Here is a 22,839-nt window from a genome sequence, read left to right as displayed (position 1 = left end):
GCCGGAGTTCGCGATGACCAAGATCAAGCTGATGACCACCGCCGCCGCGATGCTGGCGGGCGGATTGCTGGCCGCCTCGCCGGCTTGCGCGCAGGCGACGCGCACCTGGATGTCGGGTGTGGGCGACGACGCCAATCCGTGCAGCCGCACCGCGCCGTGCAAGACCCTCCAGGGCACGATCTCGAAGACCGCCGCAGGCGGCGAGATCAACTGCATCGATCCGGGCGGCTTCGGCGGCGTGACGATCACCAAGGCGATCTCGATCATCTGCGACGATGTCGAGGCGGGCGTGCTGGTTGCAAGCACGAGCGGGATCGTCGTCAATGCGGCTTCCACGGATGTGGTGACGATCAGCGGACTCGACATCTTCGGGCCGAGCACTGTTCCGGGCACGCACGGCATCAACTTCCTCAACGGCGGCGTGCTCAATGTGCGTAACACGACGATCAAGGGCTTTGCGACGAACGGCATCACCTTCCAGCCGCAAACGACCGCCGCGACGATGAATCTCGACGATGTGATCCTGATCGGCAACGGCACCGTGGGCGATGCCACCACCGGCACGATCCGCGTCACCCCGGCCGCCAACGTCACTGCCAACGTCATGCTCAACAATGTTCGCGCGTCGGGCAACGTCAATGTCGGGTTGCGTCTCGACATCACCGGCATCACCGGCGCCCGGATCAACGCCCAGGTGACCAACAGCCAGTTCACCAACAGCGGCGTGGGCATCATCCTGAAGGCGCCCGCGGGTACCGGCATCATCGATGCGAGCGTCACCGGATCGGTGTTCTCGGGCAACGCCAACAGTGGCGTGGTCGGCAACGGCACCGGCGCCACGGGGCGCTTCGGGACCAGCACGATCACCGGCAACGGCTCAGGCTCGGCGGCTGCGGTCACCGGCGTGAACGCGGTCGGCGGCGCAACGCTGTCGAGCTATGGCACGAACGTGCTCGACGGCAATTTCAATAATACCAACACGCTGTCGAATGGTGCCTTCTCGGGAACGATCATCCTCCACTGATCGCTCGCGAAGTACCAAAGTGATTGTTCCCCGGGGTTAAATCCCCGGGGAGCCTTGCTTTCGATCAAGGTTAAAAAATCGCGCATTTCTTCGCGGTTTGAGTTATGGGAATCCGGCCAGAGCATCTGCTGGGAGGCAGAATGCTATTTCGGAAGGGGATTTCCATGATTTCGTTCGACAAGCGTGCGTTGATGATCGGCGCTGCAGTGCTTGGAATGGGCGTGCTGGATGCCGCGCCGGCCTATGCGCAAGCGACGCGCACCTGGGTTTCGGGCGTGGGCGACGACGCCAATCCGTGCAGCCGCACGGCGCCTTGCAAGACCTTCGCCGGCGCCATCTCGAAGACCGCAGCGGGCGGCGAGATCAACTGCCTCGATCCCGGCGGGTTCGGCGCGGTGACGATCACCAAGTCGATGTCGATCATCTGCGATTACACCGAAGGCGGCGTCCTGAACACCGGCTTCAACGGCGTCATCATCAATGCTGCCGACACCGACGTGGTGACGCTGAGCGGCCTCGACATTCTCGCGCTGCAGAGCAACCCCGGCACCAACGGCATCACCTTCCTCAATGGCGCTGGCCTTCATGTCCGCAACACCACGATCAAGGGCCAGGGCACGCAGGGAATCAGCTTCACGCCCGGCGTCGGCAAGACCTCGTTCCTGAATCTCGACAATGTCGTCGTCCAGGATAGCGGCACCAGCGGCAACGCCACCACGGGCGCGATCAAGATCGCCCCGGGGAACAGCGGCACCGCGACCGTCACCATCACCAACAGCCGCGTGACCGCCAACGCCAATGCCGGCCTTCGCCTCGATCTGACCGGCACGACCGGCACCAAGATCAACGCGCAGGTTTCGAACAGCACGTTCAGCAACAGCGCGGTCGGCATGCTGATCAAGGCGCCCGCGGGCACCGGCACGATCAACATGAGCGTCACCAACACGATCGTCGCGAACAACGGCAATAACGGCGTGTTCGGCAACGGCTCGGGCGTGTCGGCACGCTTCGCCACCACCACGATCACCAACAATGGCTCCAGCGCCGCCGGCGTCAGCGCCGGCGTCACCGCGGCGAACAGCGCCGCCGTGCAAAGCTATGGCAACAACTTTCTCAACGGCAACTTCAACAATGCCGCCGCCGCCGCCGACGGCGCCTTCTCGGGCCCGGTCGCGCAGCAGTAAGCGCTCGGCCTGTCGGATCGATTGCGCCCGGGCCGGTAACGGTCCGGGCGTTTTCGTTTCAGCCGCCCGGCGCGAAATCCTCGACCAAGTCGTAGCGGTCGCCGGGGAAACTCTGGCGGACGAAGGTGACGGGCGCGCCCTGGCGCCATGTCCAGCGCTCGACCTGCAGGCAGGCGGTACCGGTGGCGAGGCCGAGCCGGCGCGCGGTGGCGGGAGAGGCGGAGACCGCGCTGATCCGGTGGCGCGCGTCGCTCCACGGGACATGGCCGAGCAGCCAGGTGCCGGGGGCCTGCGCGGCGAAGTCGATCCGCTCGGCCTCGGGCACGGTGCCGAGATGGATCCAGCGCTGTTCCCATCCGAACGGGCTGGCGGCCGCGAGATGGGTTCCCGCCAGCTTCAGCCAGCGGCCGCGCGGCATGCCGGGCTCGGGAGCCTCGGGGCCGATCCCGCGATCGGCGAGCTGCCAGTCATAGGGCTCGCCGCGCGCGCGGAGCAGCAGGCCGATATCGGGCACGCCGATCACCGCCGAACGGATATGCGGGCGCGCGACGAACGAGCCCGCGCGGCGGCGGCGCTCGATCAGCCCTTCGCGTGCGAGGCGGCTGAGCGCCTTGTTGACCGTCGCGCGCGCGCAGCCATGCTCGGCGACCAGCTCATGCTCGAACGGGATGCGCGTGCCCGGCACCCATTCGCCCGAGCGGATGCGCGCCTCGATCTGGTCATGGATGCGCGCCTCGATCGTCATGCGAGCAGGCGGGCGAGGGTGGCGCGATAGCGGGTGGCGATGGCGTCGGCATGGATGTGGCGGCCGTTCGCGACCAGCTTCTCGCCGTTAAGCCAGACGCAATCGACCGGCGCGTGGGCGGCAAAGATCCAGCTGTCGAGGATCGCATCGCCGCTGCGGTTGGCGAAGGCGGGGTCGGCGGGGTTGAGCGAGACCCAGCTATCGTCGGTGGCGCCGAGGCTCTTGCGGCCACCCGTGAGCGCGGCGTCGAACAGCCGCGCGCCGGTTGAACGGCCGGCGGCGGCGAGGACATTGCGGGCGCGGGAGGTGAGGCGCTGGCCATATTCGAGCAGGCGGAGTTCCTCGGCAGCGTCGATGCGGACATTGGAATCGCTGCCAACGCCGATCAGCCCGCCTTCGTCGAGATACGCTGCTGCAGGGAAGATGCCGTCGCCGAGATTGGCTTCGGTGATCGGGCAGAGGCCCGCCACCGCGCCGCTCGCCGCGAGCGCGGTGCGTTCGGCGTCGGTGACATGGGTGGCGTGGACGAGGGTCCAGTCCGGTCCGACGGGCATTTCGCCGAGCAGCCATTCGACTGGGCGCCTGCCGCTCCAGGCCTCGCAGTCAACGACTTCCTTCACCTGCTCGGCGATATGGATATGGATCGGCCCGCCGAGCGGCAGGATCGCACGGAGCTCATCGGGCATGACCGCGCGCAGGCTGTGCGGAGCGATGCCGACGATATCGGTCAGCCCGCACGCGGATTCGATCAGCCTCGCGAAACTGTCGGGCGTATTGAGGAAGCGCCGCTGCGCCTCGCCCGCGGGCGCGCCGCCAAAACCGCCATGCGCGTAGAAGACCGGCAGGAGTGTGAGGCCGATGCCGGTATCCTCGGCGGCGGCGGCGATGCGCGCGGCCATCTCCGCGGGATCGGCATAGGGACGCCCGTCGGGTGCGTGGTGGAGATAGTGGAATTCGCCGACGCGGGTGAAGCCGCTCTCGAGCATCTCGGCATAGGCCTGGGCGGCGATCGCCTCGAGATCGTCGGGAGAGAGCCGGTCGACGAAGCGATACATCAGTTCGCGCCACGACCAGAAATCGTCGCTGCCGGGTCCGCGCGCTTCGGCGAGCCCCGCCATGCCGCGCTGGAAGGCATGGCTGTGGACATTGGGCAGGCCGGGAATGCCGATGGCGTGGCGCTCGTCGCCGGACTGGGGGTCGCTGTCCGCGGTAGCGCCGCTCGCGGTCACGCGGACGCGATCGGCCCATTCCCCGGCGATCCACGCGGTTTCAAACCAGAGGTTCATGCGAATATGTCTAGACATATTCGGCACATTGTCCAACACCCGCCTGCATGGCGACTCCCGCGGACCGGCTCTGGAAGAATGCGCGTCTGGCGACGATGAGCGGCGCGGGGGTGGTGGAACGGGGCGCGGTCGCGGCGAAGGATGGGCGGATCGCCTATGCCGGGCCTGAGGCGGGGGCGCCCGATGCCGCCGAGATCGTCGATTGCGATGGCCGATGGATCACCCCGGGGCTGATCGATTGCCACACCCATCTCATCCATGCCGGCAACCGCGCGCGCGAGTTCGAATTGCGGCTGCAGGGCGCGACCTATGAGGAGATTGCGCGGGCAGGGGGCGGGATCGTCTCGACGATGCAGGCCACCCGCGCGGCGAGCGAGGCCGAGCTGGTCACGGAGAGCCTGCCCCGCCTCGATGCGCTGATGGCCGAGGGCGTGACGACGGTCGAGATCAAGTCAGGCTATGGCCTGACGCTTGACGACGAGTTGAAGATGCTCCGCGCCGCGCGGGCGCTGGGCGAAGCGCGCGGGGTGCGGGTGCGCACGACTTTCCTCGGCGCGCATGCGGTGCCGCCCGAATATCGCGACGATCCCGAGGCCTATGTCGATCTGATCTGCGGCACGATGATCCCGGCGCTCGGCGGGCTCGCCGATGCGGTCGATGCCTATTGCGAGGGGATCGGTTTCTCGCCCGCGCAGACCGACCGGATTTTCGCGGCGGCGCGTGCGCATGGCCTGCCGGTCAAGCTCCATGCCGAACAGCTTTCGAACAGCCAGGGCGCGGCGATTGCTGCGCGCCATGCTGCGCTTTCGGCGGACCATCTGGAGTATCTCGACCAGGCCGGCGTCGCCGCGATGGCGGCGGCGGGGACGGTCGCGGTGCTGCTGCCCGGGGCGTTCTATTTCATGCGCGAGACGAAGCTCCCGCCGGTCGAAATGCTGCGCGCGGCGGGGGTGCCGATCGCGCTCGCGACCGATTGCAATCCGGGCACGTCGCCGCTGACCTCGCCGCTGCTGGTGATGAACATGGGGGCGACGCTGTTCCGCCTGACGGTCGAGGAATGCCTGGCCGGCGTGACGCGCAACGCCGCGCGCGCGCTTGGGCTCGACGATCTGGGCACGCTCGAAATGGGCAAGGCCTGCGATCTCGCGATCTGGGATATCGAGAGCCCGGCCGAACTGGTTTACCGGATCGGGTTCAACCCGCTCCATGCACGCGTGATGGGAGGCGTATGATACTCAAGCCCGGCCATGTGACCCTGGCCGAATGGCGCGCGATCTACGAAGGCGCGCGGCCGTCGCTCGACCCCTGCTGCAACGCCGGCATCGCGGCGAGCGCCGCCGCGGTCGAGGCGATCCTCGCGCGGCACGAGCCCGTCTACGGGATCAACACCGGCTTCGGGAAGCTCGCCTCGGTGAAGATCGGGGATGCCGATCTCGAGACGCTCCAGCGCAACATCGTGCTCAGCCATGCGGCGGGTGTGGGCGATCCGGTGCCGGTGCCGATCGTCCGGCTGATGCTTGCGCTCAAGCTGACCAGCCTCGCCCAGGGCGCATCGGGCGTGCGGCCCGCGACGATCGAAATGCTGCAGCATATGCTGCAGCATGACGTGATGCCGGTGATCCCCGGACAGGGTTCGGTGGGGGCCAGCGGCGACCTTGCCCCGCTGGCGCACATGGCCGCCGCGATGATCGGCGTCGGCGATGTGATCGTCGGCGGCGAGCGCCACGTGGCGAAGGATGTGCTGACCCCGCTGACGCTCGGACCCAAGGAGGGGCTGGCACTGCTCAACGGGACGCAATTCTCCTGCGCCCATGCGCTCGCCGGTCTGTTCGAGGCCGAGCGGCTGTTCCGTGCGGCGCTGATCACCGGGGCGCTCTCGACCGAGGCGGCGAAGGGATCGGACACGCCGTTCGACCATCGCATCCATGTGCTGCGCGGTCACAAGGGGCAGATCGAGGTCGCGGACACGCTGCGGCGGCTGATGGCGGGCTCGGCGATCCGCGCGAGCCATGCCGTTGATGACGAGCGCGTGCAGGATCCCTATTGCCTGCGCTGCCAGCCCCAGGTGATGGGCGCCTGCCTCGATCTGCTGCGGCAGGCGGCTGCAACATTGGCGGTCGAGGCCAATGGTGTGACCGACAATCCGTTGATCTTTGCGGAGACCGGCGAGGCGCTGTCGGGCGGCAATTTCCACGCCGAGCCTGTGGCGTTCGCGGCGGACATGATCGCGCTGGCGGTGTGCGAGATCGGCAGCCTCTCGGAGCGCCGCGTGGCGATGCTGGTCGATCCCGCGCTCTCCGGATTGCCCGCCTTCCTCACTCCGCATCCGGGGCTCAATTCGGGCTTCATGATCCCGCAGGTGACCGCCGCCGCGCTGGTTTCCGAGAACAAGCAGCGCGCCTATCCGGCGAGCGTCGATTCGATCCCGACCTCGGCCAATCAGGAGGACCATGTCTCGATGGCGGCCCATGGCGCGCGGCGCCTGCTCGGCATGACCGCCAACCTCGCCCATATCATCGGCATCGAATATCTCGCCGCCGCGCAGGGTTGCGACTTCCATGCGTCCCTGACCTCCAGCGCCGAACTCGAACGCGCCCGCGCGATCCTGCGCGCCAAGGTGCCGATGCTCGGCGAAGACCGGCACTTCGCGCCCGACATGGCGACGGCGACGGCATTGCTCCACCATCTCGATTTCGAGCTGCCGGGAGTGGAACCATGATCGCCATCGAACGCGGGCAGGCGCCGCTGATCGTCAGCATTCCCCATGCGGGCACCGAGATCCCGGACGATATCGCGCCCGACCTGATCTCGTTGGAGCGTGCCCGCCACGACGCCGATCTTTATATCGACAAGCTCTACGCCTTCGCCGGCGGCATGGGCGCGACGATCTTTCGCACCACCATCTCGCGCACCGTGATCGACATGAACCGCGATCCTTCGGGCGCGTCGCTCTATCCGGGCATGGCGACCACGGGACTATGCCCGCTCACGACCTTCGGCGGCGACCCGCTGTGGCGCGAAGGGCGCGAGCCGGACGAGGCCGAGATCGCGCGGCGGCGCGCACTGTATTTCGAGCCCTACCACAAGGCGCTCCACGCCGAGATCAATCGCCTCTGCGCGATCCACCCCAGGGTCGTGGTCTACGAGGCGCATTCGATCCGCAGCCATGTGCCGATGCTGTTCGACGGCGAATTGCCGCAGTTCAACATCGGCACCAATAGCGGTGCCGCCTGCGCGCCCGAACTGGCCGAGGCGGTCGCGGGGCAATGCAGCGCGAGCCAGGTCGTCGACGGCCGCTTCAAGGGCGGCTGGACCACGCGCCATTATGGCCAGCCCGAAAAGGGGGTGCACGCGATCCAGATGGAGCTGGCGATGCGCACCTATCTCGACGAGGCGGCACCCGCCTGGGACGAGGCGCGTGCCGAACCCTGCAAGACCATCCTCCGCCACGTGCTCGCCGCCGCGCTCGAATTCGCCGAAGGACGCCAATGACCCGTATCGACAACGCCCGCCATATCAAGGCCGCGACCGGCACCGAACTGACCGCGAAGAGCTGGCTCACCGAAGCGCCGCTACGCATGCTGATGAACAATCTCGATGCGGAGGTAGCCGAGGACCCGCAGAGCCTCGTCGTCTATGGCGGCATCGGCCGCGCCGCCCGCGATTGGGAGGCGTATGACCGCATCGTCGCGACGCTGCGCGACCTCGAATCCGACGAGACGCTGCTCGTCCAGTCGGGCAAGCCGGTCGGCGTGTTCCGTACTCATGCGGGCGCCCCGCGCGTGCTGATCGCCAATTCGAACCTCGTGCCCGAATGGGCGAATTGGGATCATTTCCATGAGCTCGATCGCAAGGGCCTGATGATGTACGGCCAGATGACCGCCGGCTCGTGGATCTATATCGGCACCCAGGGCATCGTTCAGGGCACCTACGAGACCTTTGTCGAGATGGGCCGCCAGCATTATGGCGGCGACCTGAGCGGCAAGTGGATCCTCACCGCCGGGCTCGGCGGGATGGGCGGCGCGCAGCCGCTCGCGGCGACGATGGGGGGGGCGCATTGCCTGGCGGTCGAGTGCCAGCCGAGCCGGATCGAGATGCGGCTGCGCACGGGTTATCTCGACCGCAGCGCGACCAGCATCGACGAGGCGCTGGAGATCATCCGCAGCGCGGACAAGCCGGTTTCGGTGGGCCTGCTCGGCAATGCGGCGGAAGTGCTGCCCGAGATGGTCCGGCGCGGCATCCGGCCCGATGCGGTGACCGACCAGACCAGCGCGCACGACCCGGTCAACGGCTACCTGCCCGCCGGGTGGAGCCTCGACCGGTGGTTCGCGAAGCGCGAGAGCGCGCCGCACGAAGTGGAGGCCGCCTCACGCAAGTCGATGGCCGCGCATGTGCGCGCGATGCTCGATTTTCAGGCGATGGGTGTGCCGACCTTCGATTACGGCAACAATATCCGTCAGGTGGCGAAGGACGAGGGCGTGGCGGATGCGTTCGCCTTTCCGGGCTTCGTCCCCGCCTATATCCGCCCGCTTTTCTGCCGGGGGATCGGGCCGTTTCGCTGGGCGGCGCTCTCCGGGAACCCTGAGGATATCTGGAAGACCGATGCAAAGGTGAAGGAGTTGCTGCCCGACAACAAGCATCTCCACAACTGGCTCGACATGGCGCGCGAGCGGATCCACTTCCAGGGCCTGCCCGCGCGGATCTGCTGGGTGGGGCTGGGCGACCGGCACCGGCTCGGCCTCGCCTTCAACGAGATGGTCGCGAAGGGCGAGCTCGAGGCCCCGGTGGTGATCGGGCGCGATCATCTCGACAGCGGTTCGGTCGCGAGCCCCAATCGCGAGACCGAGGCGATGAGGGACGGATCGGACGCGGTTTCCGATTGGCCGTTGCTCAACGCCCTGCTCAATACCGCGAGCGGGGCGACCTGGGTTTCGCTGCACCATGGCGGGGGCGTCGGGATGGGCTATTCGCAGCATAGCGGGATGGTGATCGTCGCCGACGGGACGCCCGAGGCGGCAGAGCGGCTGGGACGGGTGCTGTGGAACGACCCCGCGACCGGGGTGATGCGGCACGCCGATGCTGGGTACCAGATCGCGATCGGCTGCGCGCGTGAGCAGGGGCTGAAGCTGCCGTCGATTTGATCGACCTACGCGGTGCCCCGGCGAAGGCCGGAGCGTTGGAGGTGGAAATCGACGGTAGTGGAATATTGCCAACGCTCCGGCCTTCGCCGGAGCACGGAAGTTTAGATTGCCTTTAGCGCCTCGATCAGCCGATCCACCTCATCGGCGGTGCTGTAATGGCACAGCCCCACCCGGACCAAACCACCGGCCTCCTCCAGCCCCAGCCGCGCGATCACCTCGACGGCGTAGAAATGGCCCGACCAGGCGTAGATTTCGCAGGCGGCGAGGTGCTCGGCGATCGCGTCGGGATGGTGCCCCTCGATGGTGAAGCTGAAAGTCGGCACGCGCCCGTCCATCGTCGGCACGCCGTACAGCTTGAGCCCCGGGACGGTCGCCAGCCCGGCCAGCAGCCGCTCGCCCAGCCCGCGCTCATAATCGGTCGCCGCCTTCATCGCCGCGACCAGCCGCGCCCGGCGGCTATTGGCGGCAGGATCGGCTTCGCGGCCCAGCCATTCGAGATAGTCGATCGTGCCGAGCACGCCCGCTTGTCCCTCGAAGCTCGGCGTCCCGCTCTCGAAGCGGTGCGCGCCGTCATTGCCCGCCGGGCGGACCTTATAGGCTTCGACCGCCTCGGCGTCGCGCGCCCAGAGCACGCCTTGGTGCGGCCCGAAGAATTTGTACGGCGAGCAGGCGAGGAAATCGGCGCCGAGCGCCACCACGTCGGTGGGAATGTGCGGCACCGATTGGACTGCGTCGACATAGACCAGCGTGCCGCACCCGGCGCGGACGATGCGGATCGCTTCTTCGACCGGGTTGATCGTGCCGAGCGCGTTACTGGCGATGCCGAACGCGGCGAGGCGGGTGCGTGCGGACAGCAGTCCGGCGAGTTCGTCGAGCTTCCACTTGCCCGTAGTGGGATCGAAATCGAGCCACCGCACGGTAACGCCGCGGTCACGTGCGGCGAGCAGCCAGGGGGCGACATTGGCGTCATGATCGAGCCGGGTGAGGACGATCTCGTCGCCCTCCACCCATTTCGCGGACAGCGCGCGCGAGACGGCCAGGGTGAGCGACGTCATGTTCGGGCCGAACGCGATCTGCTCGGGCGTGCCACCGAGCAGGTCCGCCATCGCGGCGTGCGCTGCGTCGCTGACCGCGTCGGTCTCGATCGAGGTACGGAAGGCGCCGCCCGAATTGGCGGTGCCGCTCTCCAGATGGGCGACCATCGCGGCGATGGCGGGGGCGCAGATCTGGGTGCCTCCCGGCGCGTCGAAATAAACCCGCCCAAGTTCATTGGCTCCGGGCTGCGAGAGCGCCTTGAATTGCGCGCGGACGGCTTCGATAGGGAAGGTCATGCGCGCGGCATAAGTGGGACGGGGAGAGTCGGCAATGATCCGCACCGGAGTGATCGGTTACGGCCTGGGCGGCATGGCCTTCCACGCGCCCCTGGTGGACGCGGTGCCCGAGCTCGAGCTGGCCGCCATCGCTACCTCGCGCGCCGATCAGGTGCATGGGCGCTACCCCGCCATGGCGGTAACCACGCCCGAGGCAATGATCGCCGATCCCGCGATCCAGCTGATCGCCATCTCGACCCCCAATGACAGCCATTTCCCGCTCGCCGAGGCGGCGCTGAACGCGGGCAAGCATGTCGTGATCGACAAGCCGTTCACGAACACGGTGGCGGATGGCGAGACGCTGATCGCGCTGGCGAAGGCGAAGGGACTGGTGCTCAGCGCCTTCCACAATCGCCGCTGGGACGGCGATTTCCTGACGGTGCGCAAGCTGCTCGACAGCGGCCGGCTGGGCGATGTGCGGCTGGCCGAATTTCGCTGGGACCGGTTCCGGCCTGAAGTCACGACCTTGTGGCGCGACCTGCCCGAGGCGGGATCGGGGATGCTTGCCGATCTGGGGCCGCACCTGATCGATCAGGCGCTGGTGCTGTGGGGCATGCCCGAGGCACTCCACGCCGATATCGCCGTCCAGCGCGACGGTGCGCGGACCGACGATTACTTCGTGGTCACGCTCCACTACGGCCGGAAGCGCGTGGTCTGCTCGGCCTCCCGGCTGATCGTCTCGCCCAGCCCGCGCTTCGCGTTGCGCGGGACGGCGGCGAACTTCGTGAAGTACGGCCTCGATCCGCAGGAACCGATGATGAAGGCGGGCGGGAGCGCAAACGATCCGGCCTATGGCGTCGAGGATGCGGCCAGTTACGGGGTGTTGAATCTGCCCGACGGTAGCCGCGAGACGGTCCCGACCGAGCGGGGGGATTACAAGCGCTACTATTCGGGGGTTGGGCGGGCGATCGCGGAAGGTGGCAAGCCGCCGGTGACTGCGGAGGATGCGGTTGCCGGGTTGCGGCTGATCGAGCTGGCTCGGCAGAGCTCGGCCGAGGGGCGGCGGATCGTCCTCTAGACTCCCCTCCCTGCAAGGGAGGGGTAGGGGGTGGGTGGCGAGCGCAGCGAGCGATCCGCTCGGTCTCGGCAGAAGAAAAGCCCGGGCATCGAGTCCGGCCTTTTCTCACCCACCCCTAGCCCCTCCCTTGCAGGGAGGGGAATTTATTACCGCCCCGGCCGCCACGTCGCGGGCAGGGTCCGTGGCTTGAGCGTGACCTGGACCGTCTGCGACGTCTCGCGCGCCGAGGCGCCGAGGATCACCGTGTAGGTGCCGCCCGCGATCCGCCAGCAATGCCCCGCCAGGTCCCAGGTGGCGAGCAGGCGGGGGTCGATGCCGAACCTCGCGGTCTTGGTCTCGCCGGGCTTGAGATAGAATTTCTCGAACCCGCCCAGCCGCTTGGGGGCTTCCCAGCCGGTGCCCGAGACATAGACCTGCCCGACCTCGGCGCCCGCGACCTTGCCCGTATTGGTGATGCTGAACGAGACCATGATCGTCCCGTTGCCCGGCTTGGCGGTGAGCCCGCCCAGATCGAAGCTGGTATAGCTGAGCCCCCAGCCGAACGGGAAGGCGGGCTCCAGTCCCTTGGCGTCATACCATTTATAGCCGACCGCCGCGCCCTCGCTATAGGTCGTGTCGCCCTTGTTGGGCTCGCTCGGCTTGGGCAACTGATCGAGGCTCTTGGGGAAGGTCGCGGGGAGGTGGCCCGAGGGGTTGACCTTGCCGAACAGCACATTGGCGATCGCATCGCCGCCAGCAGTGCCGGGCAGCCATGCCTCGACCAGCCCCTCGACCTCGTCGGCCCAGGGGGTGAGCACCGGCCCGCCGGTCTCGAGCACCACCACCGTCTTCGGGTTCGCCGCGGCGACCGCCCAGATGGTGGTGTCCTGATTGTCGGCGAGCGTCAGCGACACGTCGAACGCCTCGCCGACCCACTGGGTCGCGAAGACGAGCGCGACATCGGCCTTCCTGGCCGCGCGCGCGGCGGCGGCGGGATCGTCACCCGAGACATAGGTGATCTTCGCGTTCGGCGCCTGGCGCTGGATCGCGGCCATCGGCGAGTTGGGATAGTACATCCGCGGCCCCGGCCAGCCGGTCGGCGCGATCCCCGGCGCGGCATTGCCGCCCACCGGATAGACGAGCGACGATCCGCTGCCCGCGAGCACGCCCTTGTCGGCATGGCCGCCGACGATGACGATCGACTTCACGTCGGGCGACAGCGGCAGGATCGCGCCGTCATTCTTCATCAGTACCATCGATTCCTCGGCATCGGCACGCGTGATATCGGCGTGCTTGGCGAGATCGGCGGCGGGCAGATCGAGCGGCGCCTCGGTGATCGGATGGTCGAACAGGCCATTGGCGAACATCGCGCGCAGGATGCGCGTCGCCATCTGGTCGAGCCGCGCCTGGCTCACCTCGCCCTTGGCCACCGCCGCCTTGAGCGGCTCGCCGAAATAGGGGGTCGAGCTGAGCCCGAATCCCGAATCCTGCTCGAGGCCCGCATTGGCCGCGGCGACGGTTGAATGCGTCGCGCCCCAATCGGCCATCACATAGCCTTTGAAGCCCCAATCGGTGCGCAGTACCTGGGTGAGCAGCCAGGGATGCTCGCAGGCATGCGTGCCGTTGACCTTGTTGTACGAGCACATGATCGAGCCGGGGTTGCCCGCCTCGATCGCGAACTGGAAGGCGAGCAGGTCGGACTGGCGCGCGGCGCTTTCCTCGATGATCGAATTGCCCTCGCCGCGATCGGTCTCCTGGTCGTTCACCGCATAATGCTTGATCGTCGAGATGATGTTGTTCGACTGGATGCCCTTGACCTGGCTGCCGACCATCACCCCCGCGAGCCAGGGATCCTCGCCGCCATATTCGAAGTTGCGGCCGTTGCGCGGCTCGCGCAGCAGGTCGACCCCGCCCGCGAGCATCACGTTGAAGCCTGACATGCGCGCTTCGCGCCCGATCATCGCGCCGCCGGCAAAGGCGGTGTCGGGGTTCCAGGTCGCGGTGGTGGCGAGGCCGGAGGGCAGGGCGGTGCGCTCGCGCTTGTGTGCCGCACCCCCCTGGGTGGCGACGCCGACACCCGCGTCGGTTTCCCACTGGGCGGGGATGCCGAGGCGGGGGATTCCGGGGACGTAGCCCGCGCTGCCCGCGCGCGCCTCGGCGTGCGCCTTGAAGCGGGTCCCGAAGTCGGTGCCGAAATAGCCGAAGACCAGGACGAGCTTCTCGTCGTTCGTCATCGCCGCGACCGCGAGCTGGGCGCGTTTGTCGGGCGAGAGCTTGGGGTTCATCCAGGGATGCGCGGGCGCGGCGGCGGCGCGTGCCGGGGCCGCATCCGCGCCGGAAACGAAGGGGGCGAATCCCGCAGCCGTGAGGGCGATGGCGGCCCCGATCAGCGGGGCGGCAAGCAGGCGGCTGCGGCGATTCATGGTCTTCCCTCTCCTCGGATGATCAGGCCCTTGGGCATTTTCTGATCTGTCAGCGTTGTCGGCGACCGACTTATAGGGCAAGCTAACCGTCGGACGCCAGCCCTGCATAGTCGTAGGGGCTTAGCGGCTTGCTCGCCTTGACTTTCGCGGCCCCGCCGCCGAGCCAAGGCGGGCGACGAGAAAACAACGATAAGTCAGGGAGAGACGCATTGGCTAGCAGATCGCAATCCGGGGCGGGGGCGGCATTTGCCGCGGTGACCGTCCTGTTCTTCGCCTGGGGGTTCATCACCTCGATGGTCGACCCGCTGGTCGCGTCGGTGAAGGGTATCTTCACGCTGACCGACGTGCAGGCTCAGATGGCGGCGGCCGCCTTCTTCACGGCTTACGGCCTGACCAGTTTTCTCGGCGCGGCGCTGCTCGCGAAAATCAAGTCGGTGCCGACGATCCTCTTTGCGTTGACGACGATGATCGTGGGCTGCCTCGTCATGCTGCTCGCGGCGAACGTTCAGGTGTTCGCGCTGGTGCTGCTCGGCCTGTTCATCCTGGCGAGCGGCATTACCGTGCTTCAGGTCGCGGCAAACCCGCTCGCCGCGGCGCTGGGCGATCCGAAATACAGCCATTTCCGCCTGACGCTCAGCCAGACCTTCAACTCGATCGGCACCGTGATCGGCCCGATCCTGGGTTCGGAACTGTTCCTGAAAGGACTGGAAGTGAAGCACGGTACGGTCGTGACCGATGCCGTGCGCGCGCAGGCGCTCGCCGGGATCGACATGGCGTATTTCTGGTTCGCCGGATTGATCCTCGCCCTGCTGCTGTTCTTCTGGGTCAGCCGCCGCGTGGTTTCCGCCGCGGCGCCCGCCTCCGTGGGAAGCGGCAACTTCTTTGCGCTGATCGGGGACGCTTTCTCGTCCAAATGGGCGCTGTTCGGCGGGCTCGCGATCTTCCTCTATGTCGGCGCGGAAGTGGCGATCGGCACCCAGATGGCGCTGTTCCTCAATTCGGATGCGGTGTGGGGCAAGTCCGATGCCCTCTTCGCACTGCCCTTCATCGAATATGCGGTGCCGCAGGACGGCGTCGTCGGCCTCTCGCTCGAGCAGGCGGGCAAGGCCACCGCTTTGTATTGGCTGGGCGCGGTGGTCGGGCGTGCGATCGGTTCGGTGCTGCTCGCGCGCATCAACGCGGCGAAGCTGCTGACGACCTTCACGGCGGTCGCGGCGGGGCTGTGCTTCTATGTCTTCGCGATCGGCGGCGTGACTGCGGGCTACGCCGCGCTCTCGATCGGCCTGTTCAATTCGATCATGTTCCCGGTGATCTTCACCCTGACGCTCGAGCGTTCGACCGCAAGCGAGGCGGCGACCTCGGGGCTGTTGTGCACCGCCATCGTCGGGGGCGCGGCGGTGCCGTTGCTGGTCGGGCTGGTCTCGGGAGCGAACGGTTATGTGTTCGCACTGATCGTGCCGGCGCTTTGCTATGTCGCGCTGTGTCTGTTCGCGATCGGCGCGGGCAAGGCGAAGGTGCTGCGCGCCGAAGGCGAGATGGCGTCGATCCACTGATGAAGCTGGCCATGTTCCCCCCGGTCCGGGGACCGGGGGGAGAAATGGTGCGCGTGATACTCGGCAACCGAGGCCCGGCGCCCGCGCGCAACGTCAGGCCCGAACCGCTAAACGACCGGGTGCGGGAAAACCTGCATGTGCTAGGCTGGTGGCATGTGGCGGCGCGGTGCGAGATTGGGACGGGGTGAGCGGATGATCCTTGGGCTTGGCGCGGTGCTGGCGGCGGCTTTGGCCCTGACTACGGCCGATGCGCCGCCGCGCGTGGCGGTGACCGGCGGGACGATCGAGGGCAGCGCCGCGCCGGGCGGCGGTGCGCTGATCTTTCGCGGCATCCCCTATGCCGCGCCCCCGACCGGCAATTTCCGCTGGCGGCCGCCGCGCGCAGTGGTGGCGTGGAAGGGCGTGCGGCCCGACAACCCGCAAGCGCCCGCCTGTCCGCAGAACGACCAGGGCTGGAACCACGCCGACTTCGCCAATGCGAGCGAGGATTGCCTGACGCTCGATATCCGCACGTCCGGCCTGACGGGCAAGCGGCCGGTGATGGTATGGATCCATGGCGGCAGCAATTTCTCGGGATCGGGGCGCGGCACCGTCCAGTCGCGGATCACCGATACGGGCGTGGTGCTGGTGGCGATCCAGTACCGGCTCGGGCTGCTCGGCTTTCTCGCGCATCGCGGCGCGGCGGCAGAGGCCGGGGGACATGCCGGCAATTACGGGCTGATGGACCAGATCGCAGCGCTGCGCTGGATCCAGGCCAATATCGCGAGGTTCGGCGGCGATCCGGCGAATGTGACGATCTTCGGGGAGTCGGCGGGGGCGCAGGACGTGTCGCTGCTGCTCGCTGCTCCGCCCGCGCGCGGGCTGTTCGCCAAGGCGATCATGGAAAGCGGAACGCCCGGCTTCGGCATGCCCCCGCGGCCCCTGGCGAACGCGCTCGAACTGGGGGATCAGGCGCAGAAGCTGCTGGGTGCGCGATCGATCGGCGAGATGCGCAAGCGGCCGCTGGCCGAGCTGCTGGCGGTGGATTTGAAACTGGTCGATCCCTCGCTGCTCACCAACGACTTTCGCTGGCTGCGCACCGCGATCGACGGCGCGGTGATCCCCAAGCCGCCGCGCGAATTGCTGGCGGAGGCGCCGCCGCGTCCGGTGATCATCGGCAGCAACCGCGCCGAGTTCGGCCCCAGGCCGGGCGAGGTCGATTGGGACCGGCAGCTCGGCGCGATCTTCGGGCCCAATGCGGCGAAGGCGCGCGAATTCTACCGGCAGGACGATCCGCGCATGGGCCATCCCGAGCTGCAATTCTGGACCGACTGGGTCTTCCGCTGCCCCGCGGGCCGCGTCGCCGATCTGCTCTCGGGCCGCGGCGCGCCGGTGTGGCGCTACGAGTGGGACATGACCGAGGACGGCAGCCGGACCGGCCATTCGGCCGAGATCGGCTGGGTGATGAACGCCAGGAGCTTCGGCAATGGCGCGTCGCTCCAGACCTATTGGACCAATTTCGCCAAGACCGGCGATCCCAACGGAAACCTGCCGCGCTGGGTGCCCTATACCGCGCGCGGGCGCGGCCATGTCTTGTTCGATCCGCGCGGCGTCACGCCCCAGACCGCGCTACGCGACCCCGTTTGTTCGATGCTGGAGGAATTATGATCGACCGCCGCTCCTTGTTCGCGCTCGGCGCGATGCTCCCCTTTGCCGGGCCCGCGCTGGCGCAGCAGGCCGCGCGCGAAGAGACGTGGGACGAGAAGTGGCAGCGCGGGTTGCGCGAGGATTGGCCCGGGCTGCGCCGCTATGCCGAGGACAACCGCAAGCTGCTCGCCTCGGGTGCGAAGACCAATATCGTCTTCCTCGGGGATTCGATCACTGAAGGGTGGCGCGACAAGCGTCCGGGCTTCTTCACCCCCGGCCGGGTCGGGCGCGGGATCAGCGGGCAGACCACACCGCAGATGGTGCTGCGGATGATGCAGGACGTCATCCAGCTCCGTCCGCGCTACCTCCACTTCATGGCCGGCACCAACGACATCGCCGGCAATACCGGCCCGATGACGGTGCCCCAGACGCTCGACAATATCCGGCTGGTCGCGGACATCGCGCGCGCGAACGGGATCAAACTGCTGCTCGCCTGCACGCCGCCCGCGGATCACTTTCCGTGGCGCCCGGGCCTCCAGGTCGTGAAGCCGATCCGCGAGATCAACGCGTGGAGCGCGGCGCACGCCAAGGCTCTCGCCGCGACCTGGGTCGATTATACACCCGTCCTCGCCGACGCTTCGGGCGCGATGAAGCCCGGCATGGCGTTCGACGGCGTCCATCCGACCGAGCAGGGCTATGTCGCCATGGAAAGCGTGATTGGGCCCCTGCTGAAGGCGCGCGCCATATGAAGTGGCTGGCGGTTGCCGCCGCACTGTTCGCCGTGTCGCCCGCGGCCGCGCAGGAGCAATGGTACACGCTCGCCTCGCCCGATGGGGTCAACGCCGTCGTGATCGGCGCCGATGCGGGCGGCACGGTGACCTATGCGGTCGAGCGCAGGGGCGAACGCGTGATCGCCGCTTCGCCGATCGTGCTCGATCTCGCGAACAACTCGCTCGGCTATGGCATGACGGTGACGGGCACCGAGGCGGCGAGCGCCGACACGCGCTACCCGATGGTCGCGGGCAAGGCCTTGGAGGGGCGCGACCATTACCGCCAGCTCACCGTCCATTTCGAGGAGCAGGGCGGCGACAAGCGCAAGATGGACGTGGTGGTCCGCGCCTATGACGACGGCATCGCCTTCCGCATCGTCCTGCCGATCCAGCCCACCACCGCCGCCGCGATCATCCGCTACGAGCGAACCGGTTTCTATTTCCCGCGCGCCTACCAATGCTGGGGCTTCAATGTGGGCAAGTTCGGATCGAGCCATGAGGGCGAGTTCGATCCCGTCGATACGACGCGGATGCGCGACCATAATCTGTTCGACCTGCCCTTCGTCTGCGAGACCGGCAAGGCGGCGTTCGCGCTCGCCGAGGCCGACCTGCTCGATTTCGCGGGCATGTACCTCACCGGGCGCGGCGATGGCGGGTTGGGGCTCCAATTGAAGCTCTCGCCCTCGCTCGACGATCCGCGCATCGCGGTGCACACCCGCGTCGGCAGCCCGATCGTCACGCCGTGGCGCGTGGTGATGCTGGCGGACGCGACCGGGCAGCTCGTCGAATCGACGATCCTCACCAATCTCTCGACCCCCAGCCGGATCGCCGACACGAGTTGGATCAAGCCCGGCCTGACGACCTGGGACTGGTGGAACGGCCCGGTGATCGCGCGCTACCCGGGCAAGCGGACCAGCACCGAGGTCTCCAAAGCGCTGATCGATTTCTCTGCCGAGAACGGCATTCCCTACGCGATGGTCGATGAAGGCTGGTATGCCGGCGCGGGCGGCGGCGGGGTGCGGCGCCCGGGCGTCGACCTCACGCGCTGGAGCGATGCGATCAACATCGAGGAGGTGGCGGGATACGCCAAATCGAAGGGCGTGCGGCTGTGGCTCTGGACGCACTGGCAGGCGCTCGACGACCAGATGGAGGAGGCGCTGACGCTCTACGAGCGGCTGGGCATTGCGGGCATCAAGGTCGATTTCATGGACCGCGACGATCAGTGGATGGTCAACTGGTATTCGAAGCTGCTCGCCGCGGCGGCGCGGCACCATCTGATGGTCGATCTCCACGGCGCCTATCCGCCGCGCGGGCTCACACGCACCTATCCGAACTTCGTCACGCAGGAGGGCGTGATGGGGGCCGAGTACAATAAATGGAGCCGGCGGGTGACCGCACGCCACAATGTGATGCTCGCCTTCACCCGCGGGCTGCTCGGGCCGATGGACTATACGCCGGGCGGCTTCCACAACGCCTCGCCCGCCGATTTCAAGATCCGCAACGACCTGCCGATGGTGCAGACCACCCGTGCGCACGGCCTGGCGCTCTATGTCGTGTTCGAAAGCGCGCTGGGGAGCGTGGCGGACAGCCCGGATAGCTATGCCGAAAGTCCGGCGGGCTTCGAGTTCGTCCGCGGCGTGCCGGCGAGCTGGGACGAGACGCGCTACGTCGCCGGCGCCACCGGCGAGTATATCGTGGTGGCACGGCGCAAGGGCACGACCTGGTATCTCGGCGCGATCGCCGATGGCGGGCGAACGGTCAGCGTGCCGCTGCGCTTTCTGGGGCCCAGACGCTACGATATGACGCTCTGGTCCGATGGCGATACCGCGAGCGCAGTGGTGAAGAGCGAGCGCCGCGTCGGCGCGGACGATATGGTCGAGCTGGTGCTCAAGCCGACGGGCGGGGCGGCGGCAGTGTTCAAGGTGAAGTGAGGTTTAGCCCGCTGCCGCCCGCCGCTCCAGGCTCGGATCCTCGTCCGCCAGCAGCGCCGCGATCTGGCTGGCCTCGATCGCGCGGCTGAACAGGAAGCCCTGTACCGACGAGCAGCCGTGGCGGCGCAGCTCGGCGAGCTGGTCGCTTTCCTCGACGCCCTCGGCGGTCGTCTCGATCCCGAGCGTGTTGGCGAGGCCGGTGATCGCATGGACGATCGCGGTCGCGCCCGGGCGTGTGAGCAGGTTCTGGATGAAGCTGCGGTCGATCTTGATCTTGTCGAACGGGAAGCGCAGCAGATAGCTGAGGCTCGAATAGCCCGTGCCGAAATCGTCGAGCGCGATCCGCACGCCGAGCGCGCGCAGCGAATGCAGGATCTTGAGCGTCGCCTCCGACCCCTCGAGGAAGATCGATTCGGTGATCTCCAGCTCGAGCTGCGAGGGCGCGAGCCGGCTGGCGGCGAGCGCCTGCATCACCAGCTCTTTCAGCCCCGGGCGGCGGAACTGGACCGATGAGACATTGACCCCGACGCGGATATGATCGGGCCAGCTCGCAGCATGCGCACAGGCTTCGCGCAGCGCCCAGGCGCCGATCTCGACGATCAGCCCGGTCTCCTCGGCGACGGGGATGAAATCGGCCGGCGCAACCGGCCCGCGGATCGGGTGCTTCCAGCGCAGCAGCGCCTCGAACGATCCGATGCGGTTGCTGGCGAGATCGAACAAGGGCTGGAAGTGAAGCTCGAACTGGCCCTCGGCCAGCGCGACGCGCAGGTCGTTTTCGAGACAGCGGCGCTCCTGCGCGCGTGCGTTGAGCGCCTCCTCGAAGAAGCAGAAGCCTTTCCGGCCGAGTTCCTTGGCGCGATGGAGGGCGAGTTCGGCATGGTTGAGCAGGCTGAGCGAATCCTTGCCATCGGCGGGCGCCAGCGCGATGCCCATGCTCGCGCCGGGGATCAGCCGGTTGCCCTCGATCGTGACCGGGTCTTCGATCAGCGCGAGCACGGTCTGCGCCAGCCGCTCGATCTGATCGCCCTCGGCGACGATCGCGAACTCGTCCCCGCCAATCCGCGCGACGAAGCTCTTGCCGAGCCCCGCGGTCAGCCGCTCGCCGATCCGGCGCAGCAATTCGTCGCCGCCGTGATGGCCGAGCCTGTCGTTGACCGACCGGAAATCGTCGAGATCGACGCAGAGCACCGCCACCTGCCCGCCGCTCCGCTCCCGCGCGCGCAATTCGAGGTTGAGATGCTCGTGGAACAGCGCGCGATTGGGCAGTCCGGTCAGCGTGTCGTTGAAGGCGAGATGCGCGATGCGGCGTTCGCGATCGGCGATGTTCCCTGCCATGCGGTTGAAGCTTTCGGCGAGGCGGCCGAGCTCGTCCTTGTCGTCGATATCGACGCGGGGCTGATCGCCCGCCGCAAGCGCCTCGGCGGCGCCGGCGAGCGTCTCGAGCGGGCGCGTGATCGACCGCACCATCCGCCACGTCGCGAACATCGCGCCCGCAAGGCCGATCGAGGCGGTGACCGCCACCGAACCGGTGAGAAAAGCGCTCAGCATCGTCGCCGCGACCAGCCCGCCGCAAACCAGCGCCAGCCGCGTTTGCAGGCGCGCGAAGCGCGGCAGGGGGGTGCTGAGGTTCGGGATGCGCATTAAGCGGGGACGCTAGCCCAACAGCGTAAACAACTCCTTCAGAGGCCGTTTCAGGAGGGTTATGGACCGAGCCATTTGCCGCGCATCCAGCGCGCCGCCGCGGCTTCGACGAGCGCGGGATAATCGGGCCATTCGGGGCCGATCAGCGGCAGGCCGAAACCGGTGATGGTGGCGGCGATCCCTTCGGCGTCGATCGCGCGGCCGGCGGCGCGGGCGCGGCGCGCGATTTCGAGCTCCTGGCCCCAGAAATAGACCGAGGCGGCCCCCACATTGACCTGCATCTCGCGCACCTCGTCGATGCGGCGGTCGTTGATCAATGGCAGCCAGATGTCGGGCATCAGCAGATCGACCGGCGCATCGGGCGCGTAAGTAAAGGCATCGCCCTCGATCGGCCGGATCTTGGTGCGCGCCGCTTCGGGGAGCTGCGAAAACAGGTCGAGTTCGCGGTGGAGCGCAAGGACGTCGGGATCGTGCTCGACCACGGTGACCGTGCTCACCTCCTCGCGCATCGCGGTCGCCGCCGCCGCCCAGCCCATGCCGAGGCCCATGATCAGCACATGGCCCTTGGACAGCCCGATCCCGATCTGCGCGCTCTCGATTTCCATCGGGGTGAGCGACATCCAGACCTCGCCGCGCCGCGCCAGCGACGGGAGCCCCACGCTCAGCGTGGCCGGGCTCCAATAGCCCTGCGACACCACCGGCCCGCTGACCCGCAGCTCCCACTCGCCGCTGGCCAGCGGGCGATATTCGGGGATGAACAGATCGGTCGAGAAGGTCTGAAGGCCGGTCATGGCCTGCTCCGATAGAGCCGATCCGCGGCGAGCGCGAGGGTCAGCGCCGTCAGAGTCCTAGTCCGCCTGCTTGTTCTCGTGGACCGTCGCGTCGGCCGAAGCTTGGTCGTGCCCGCTCTTGTCGCTGAAGAAGGCCGCGGCAAAGAGCCCGCAGCCGAGCAGGGTCGAGAAGAACACGCCGAGCGTGGTCGCAACCACCATCGTCACGTTGAGGGGACCGAATAGCGAGAGATACCAGAGCGCGCCCGCCACCATCAGCACGCCGATGACCGCGATCCAGCCGATCATCCGCTTGAATTCCTTGAGCGCTGCCGCGCGGCCGCCGGGCATTTCGTCCTCGCTTTCCTGTGGTTCTCA

At 67.8% G+C, this 22,839-nt stretch carries 18 protein-coding genes; 11 read left to right on the top strand and 7 right to left on the bottom strand.

Going from position 1 to position 22,839, the window contains the following annotated elements:
• Positions 1-13 precede the first annotated feature (13 nt).
• Together OF829_RS13430 and OF829_RS13425 are read left to right on the top strand one after the other, a co-directional pair.
• The gene (locus OF829_RS13430; RefSeq protein WP_264940592.1) at positions 14-1,024 is read left to right on the top strand and encodes a hypothetical protein; all 1,011 of its coding nucleotides are present in this window, start codon (positions 14-16) and stop codon (positions 1,022-1,024) included.
• Positions 1,025-1,188: 164 nt separating this feature from the next.
• Positions 1,189-2,208 (top strand): hypothetical protein, encoded by a 1,020-nt coding sequence (locus OF829_RS13425; RefSeq protein WP_264940591.1) that lies wholly within the window; start codon positions 1,189-1,191, stop codon positions 2,206-2,208.
• A gap of 58 nt (positions 2,209-2,266) precedes the next feature.
• Here the strand turns inward: OF829_RS13425 and OF829_RS13420 are convergent, their stop codons facing one another.
• Both OF829_RS13420 and OF829_RS13415 read right to left on the bottom strand, forming a co-directional pair.
• Complete coding sequence (locus OF829_RS13420; RefSeq protein WP_264940590.1) at positions 2,267-2,953, bottom strand: UTRA domain-containing protein; 687 nt, start codon at positions 2,951-2,953, stop codon at positions 2,267-2,269.
• Complete coding sequence (locus tag OF829_RS13415) at positions 2,950-4,239, bottom strand: formimidoylglutamate deiminase (protein WP_264940589.1); 1,290 nt, start codon at positions 4,237-4,239, stop codon at positions 2,950-2,952. Before OF829_RS13415 ends, OF829_RS13420 begins: the two co-directional genes overlap by 4 nt.
• Positions 4,240-4,286: 47 nt before the next feature.
• Here OF829_RS13415 and hutI point away from each other — a divergent pair, with 47 nt between their 5' ends.
• From hutI to hutU, 4 genes are read left to right on the top strand one after another with little or no spacing between them, the layout of a single operon-like run.
• The gene (gene hutI / locus OF829_RS13410; RefSeq protein ID WP_264940588.1) at positions 4,287-5,471 is read left to right on the top strand and encodes an imidazolonepropionase; all 1,185 of its coding nucleotides are present in this window, start codon (positions 4,287-4,289) and stop codon (positions 5,469-5,471) included.
• The gene (hutH, locus tag OF829_RS13405; RefSeq protein ID WP_264940587.1) at positions 5,468-6,958 is read left to right on the top strand and encodes a histidine ammonia-lyase; all 1,491 of its coding nucleotides are present in this window, start codon (positions 5,468-5,470) and stop codon (positions 6,956-6,958) included. Before hutI ends, hutH begins: the two co-directional genes overlap by 4 nt.
• Positions 6,955-7,731, top strand: coding sequence for an N-formylglutamate deformylase (gene hutG / locus OF829_RS13400; RefSeq protein WP_264940586.1), 777 nt, complete (start codon positions 6,955-6,957; stop codon positions 7,729-7,731). The genes hutH and hutG overlap by 4 nt, the downstream gene beginning before the upstream one ends.
• A complete protein-coding gene (gene hutU / locus OF829_RS13395; RefSeq protein WP_264940585.1) occupies positions 7,728-9,380 on the top strand; it encodes a urocanate hydratase in 1,653 nt (550 codons plus the stop codon). Before hutG ends, hutU begins: the two co-directional genes overlap by 4 nt.
• 101 nt (positions 9,381-9,481) lie before the next feature.
• On the opposite strand, the gene OF829_RS13390 is transcribed toward hutU, so the two are convergent.
• On the bottom strand, positions 9,482-10,711 hold the full coding sequence (locus OF829_RS13390; RefSeq protein ID WP_264940584.1) for a cysteine desulfurase-like protein: 1,230 nt from the start codon (positions 10,709-10,711) through the stop codon (positions 9,482-9,484).
• Positions 10,712-10,745: 34 nt separating this feature from the next.
• Here OF829_RS13390 and OF829_RS13385 point away from each other — a divergent pair, with 34 nt between their 5' ends.
• Positions 10,746-11,768, top strand: coding sequence for an oxidoreductase (locus tag OF829_RS13385; protein ID WP_264940583.1), 1,023 nt, complete (start codon positions 10,746-10,748; stop codon positions 11,766-11,768).
• A gap of 146 nt (positions 11,769-11,914) precedes the next feature.
• On the opposite strand, the gene OF829_RS13380 is transcribed toward OF829_RS13385, so the two are convergent.
• Positions 11,915-14,170: a glycoside hydrolase family 3 C-terminal domain-containing protein gene (locus OF829_RS13380; protein WP_264940582.1), complete on the bottom strand. Its 2,256-nt coding sequence runs from the start codon at positions 14,168-14,170 to the stop codon at positions 11,915-11,917.
• 209 nt (positions 14,171-14,379) lie between these two features.
• Between OF829_RS13380 and OF829_RS13375 the strand changes: the two genes are divergently transcribed.
• The 4 genes from OF829_RS13375 (at position 14,380) to OF829_RS13360 (ending at position 20,050) form a co-directional block, all read left to right on the top strand.
• The gene (locus OF829_RS13375; protein WP_264940581.1) at positions 14,380-15,723 is read left to right on the top strand and encodes an MFS transporter; all 1,344 of its coding nucleotides are present in this window, start codon (positions 14,380-14,382) and stop codon (positions 15,721-15,723) included.
• A 192-nt stretch (positions 15,724-15,915) separates the two neighbouring features.
• Positions 15,916-17,370: a carboxylesterase/lipase family protein gene (locus OF829_RS13370; protein WP_264940580.1), complete on the top strand. Its 1,455-nt coding sequence runs from the start codon at positions 15,916-15,918 to the stop codon at positions 17,368-17,370.
• A complete protein-coding gene (locus OF829_RS13365) occupies positions 17,367-18,098 on the top strand; it encodes a GDSL-type esterase/lipase family protein (RefSeq protein ID WP_264940579.1) in 732 nt (243 codons plus the stop codon). The genes OF829_RS13370 and OF829_RS13365 overlap by 4 nt, the downstream gene beginning before the upstream one ends.
• A complete protein-coding gene (locus tag OF829_RS13360) occupies positions 18,095-20,050 on the top strand; it encodes a glycoside hydrolase family 97 protein (RefSeq protein ID WP_264940578.1) in 1,956 nt (651 codons plus the stop codon). The genes OF829_RS13365 and OF829_RS13360 overlap by 4 nt, the downstream gene beginning before the upstream one ends.
• A gap of 3 nt (positions 20,051-20,053) precedes the next feature.
• On the opposite strand, the gene OF829_RS13355 is transcribed toward OF829_RS13360, so the two are convergent.
• From OF829_RS13355 to OF829_RS13345, 3 genes are read right to left on the bottom strand one after another with little or no spacing between them, the layout of a single operon-like run.
• Positions 20,054-21,691 carry a putative bifunctional diguanylate cyclase/phosphodiesterase gene (locus OF829_RS13355; protein ID WP_264940577.1) on the bottom strand — a complete coding sequence of 546 codons (1,638 nt, stop codon included), beginning with the start codon at positions 21,689-21,691 and terminating at the stop codon, positions 20,054-20,056.
• Positions 21,692-21,750: 59 nt separating this feature from the next.
• Positions 21,751-22,482 (bottom strand): hypothetical protein, encoded by a 732-nt coding sequence (locus OF829_RS13350; RefSeq protein ID WP_264940576.1) that lies wholly within the window; start codon positions 22,480-22,482, stop codon positions 21,751-21,753.
• 57 nt (positions 22,483-22,539) lie between these two features.
• Positions 22,540-22,812, bottom strand: a complete 273-nt coding sequence (locus OF829_RS13345; RefSeq protein ID WP_264940575.1) for a hypothetical protein — start codon at positions 22,810-22,812, stop codon at positions 22,540-22,542.
• Between the last annotated feature and the right edge of the window lie 27 nt (positions 22,813-22,839).

The organism is Sphingomonas caeni, assembly GCF_026013415.1.
Lineage (GTDB): Bacteria > Pseudomonadota > Alphaproteobacteria > Sphingomonadales > Sphingomonadaceae > Sphingomonas > Sphingomonas caeni.
The sequence above is the reverse complement of the archived record's forward strand: the minus strand, read 5'-3'. Positions and strand labels throughout refer to the sequence as shown.

Coding starts and splice junctions, on each gene's coding strand:
- OF829_RS13430 (WP_264940592.1), top strand. CDS start 14: ATGACCAAGATCAAGCTGATGACCACCGCCGCCGCGATGCTGGCGGGC.
- OF829_RS13425 (WP_264940591.1), top strand. CDS start 1,189: ATGATTTCGTTCGACAAGCGTGCGTTGATGATCGGCGCTGCAGTGCTT.
- OF829_RS13420 (WP_264940590.1), bottom strand. CDS start 2,953: ATGACGATCGAGGCGCGCATCCATGACCAGATCGAGGCGCGCATCCGC.
- OF829_RS13415 (WP_264940589.1), bottom strand. CDS start 4,239: ATGAACCTCTGGTTTGAAACCGCGTGGATCGCCGGGGAATGGGCCGAT.
- hutI (WP_264940588.1), top strand. CDS start 4,287: ATGGCGACTCCCGCGGACCGGCTCTGGAAGAATGCGCGTCTGGCGACG.
- hutH (WP_264940587.1), top strand. CDS start 5,468: ATGATACTCAAGCCCGGCCATGTGACCCTGGCCGAATGGCGCGCGATC.
- hutG (WP_264940586.1), top strand. CDS start 6,955: ATGATCGCCATCGAACGCGGGCAGGCGCCGCTGATCGTCAGCATTCCC.
- hutU (WP_264940585.1), top strand. CDS start 7,728: ATGACCCGTATCGACAACGCCCGCCATATCAAGGCCGCGACCGGCACC.
- OF829_RS13390 (WP_264940584.1), bottom strand. CDS start 10,711: ATGACCTTCCCTATCGAAGCCGTCCGCGCGCAATTCAAGGCGCTCTCG.
- OF829_RS13385 (WP_264940583.1), top strand. CDS start 10,746: ATGATCCGCACCGGAGTGATCGGTTACGGCCTGGGCGGCATGGCCTTC.
- OF829_RS13380 (WP_264940582.1), bottom strand. CDS start 14,170: ATGAATCGCCGCAGCCGCCTGCTTGCCGCCCCGCTGATCGGGGCCGCC.
- OF829_RS13370 (WP_264940580.1), top strand. CDS start 15,916: ATGATCCTTGGGCTTGGCGCGGTGCTGGCGGCGGCTTTGGCCCTGACT.
- OF829_RS13365 (WP_264940579.1), top strand. CDS start 17,367: ATGATCGACCGCCGCTCCTTGTTCGCGCTCGGCGCGATGCTCCCCTTT.
- OF829_RS13360 (WP_264940578.1), top strand. CDS start 18,095: ATGAAGTGGCTGGCGGTTGCCGCCGCACTGTTCGCCGTGTCGCCCGCG.
- OF829_RS13355 (WP_264940577.1), bottom strand. CDS start 21,691: ATGCGCATCCCGAACCTCAGCACCCCCCTGCCGCGCTTCGCGCGCCTG.
- OF829_RS13350 (WP_264940576.1), bottom strand. CDS start 22,482: ATGACCGGCCTTCAGACCTTCTCGACCGATCTGTTCATCCCCGAATAT.
- OF829_RS13345 (WP_264940575.1), bottom strand. CDS start 22,812: ATGCCCGGCGGCCGCGCGGCAGCGCTCAAGGAATTCAAGCGGATGATC.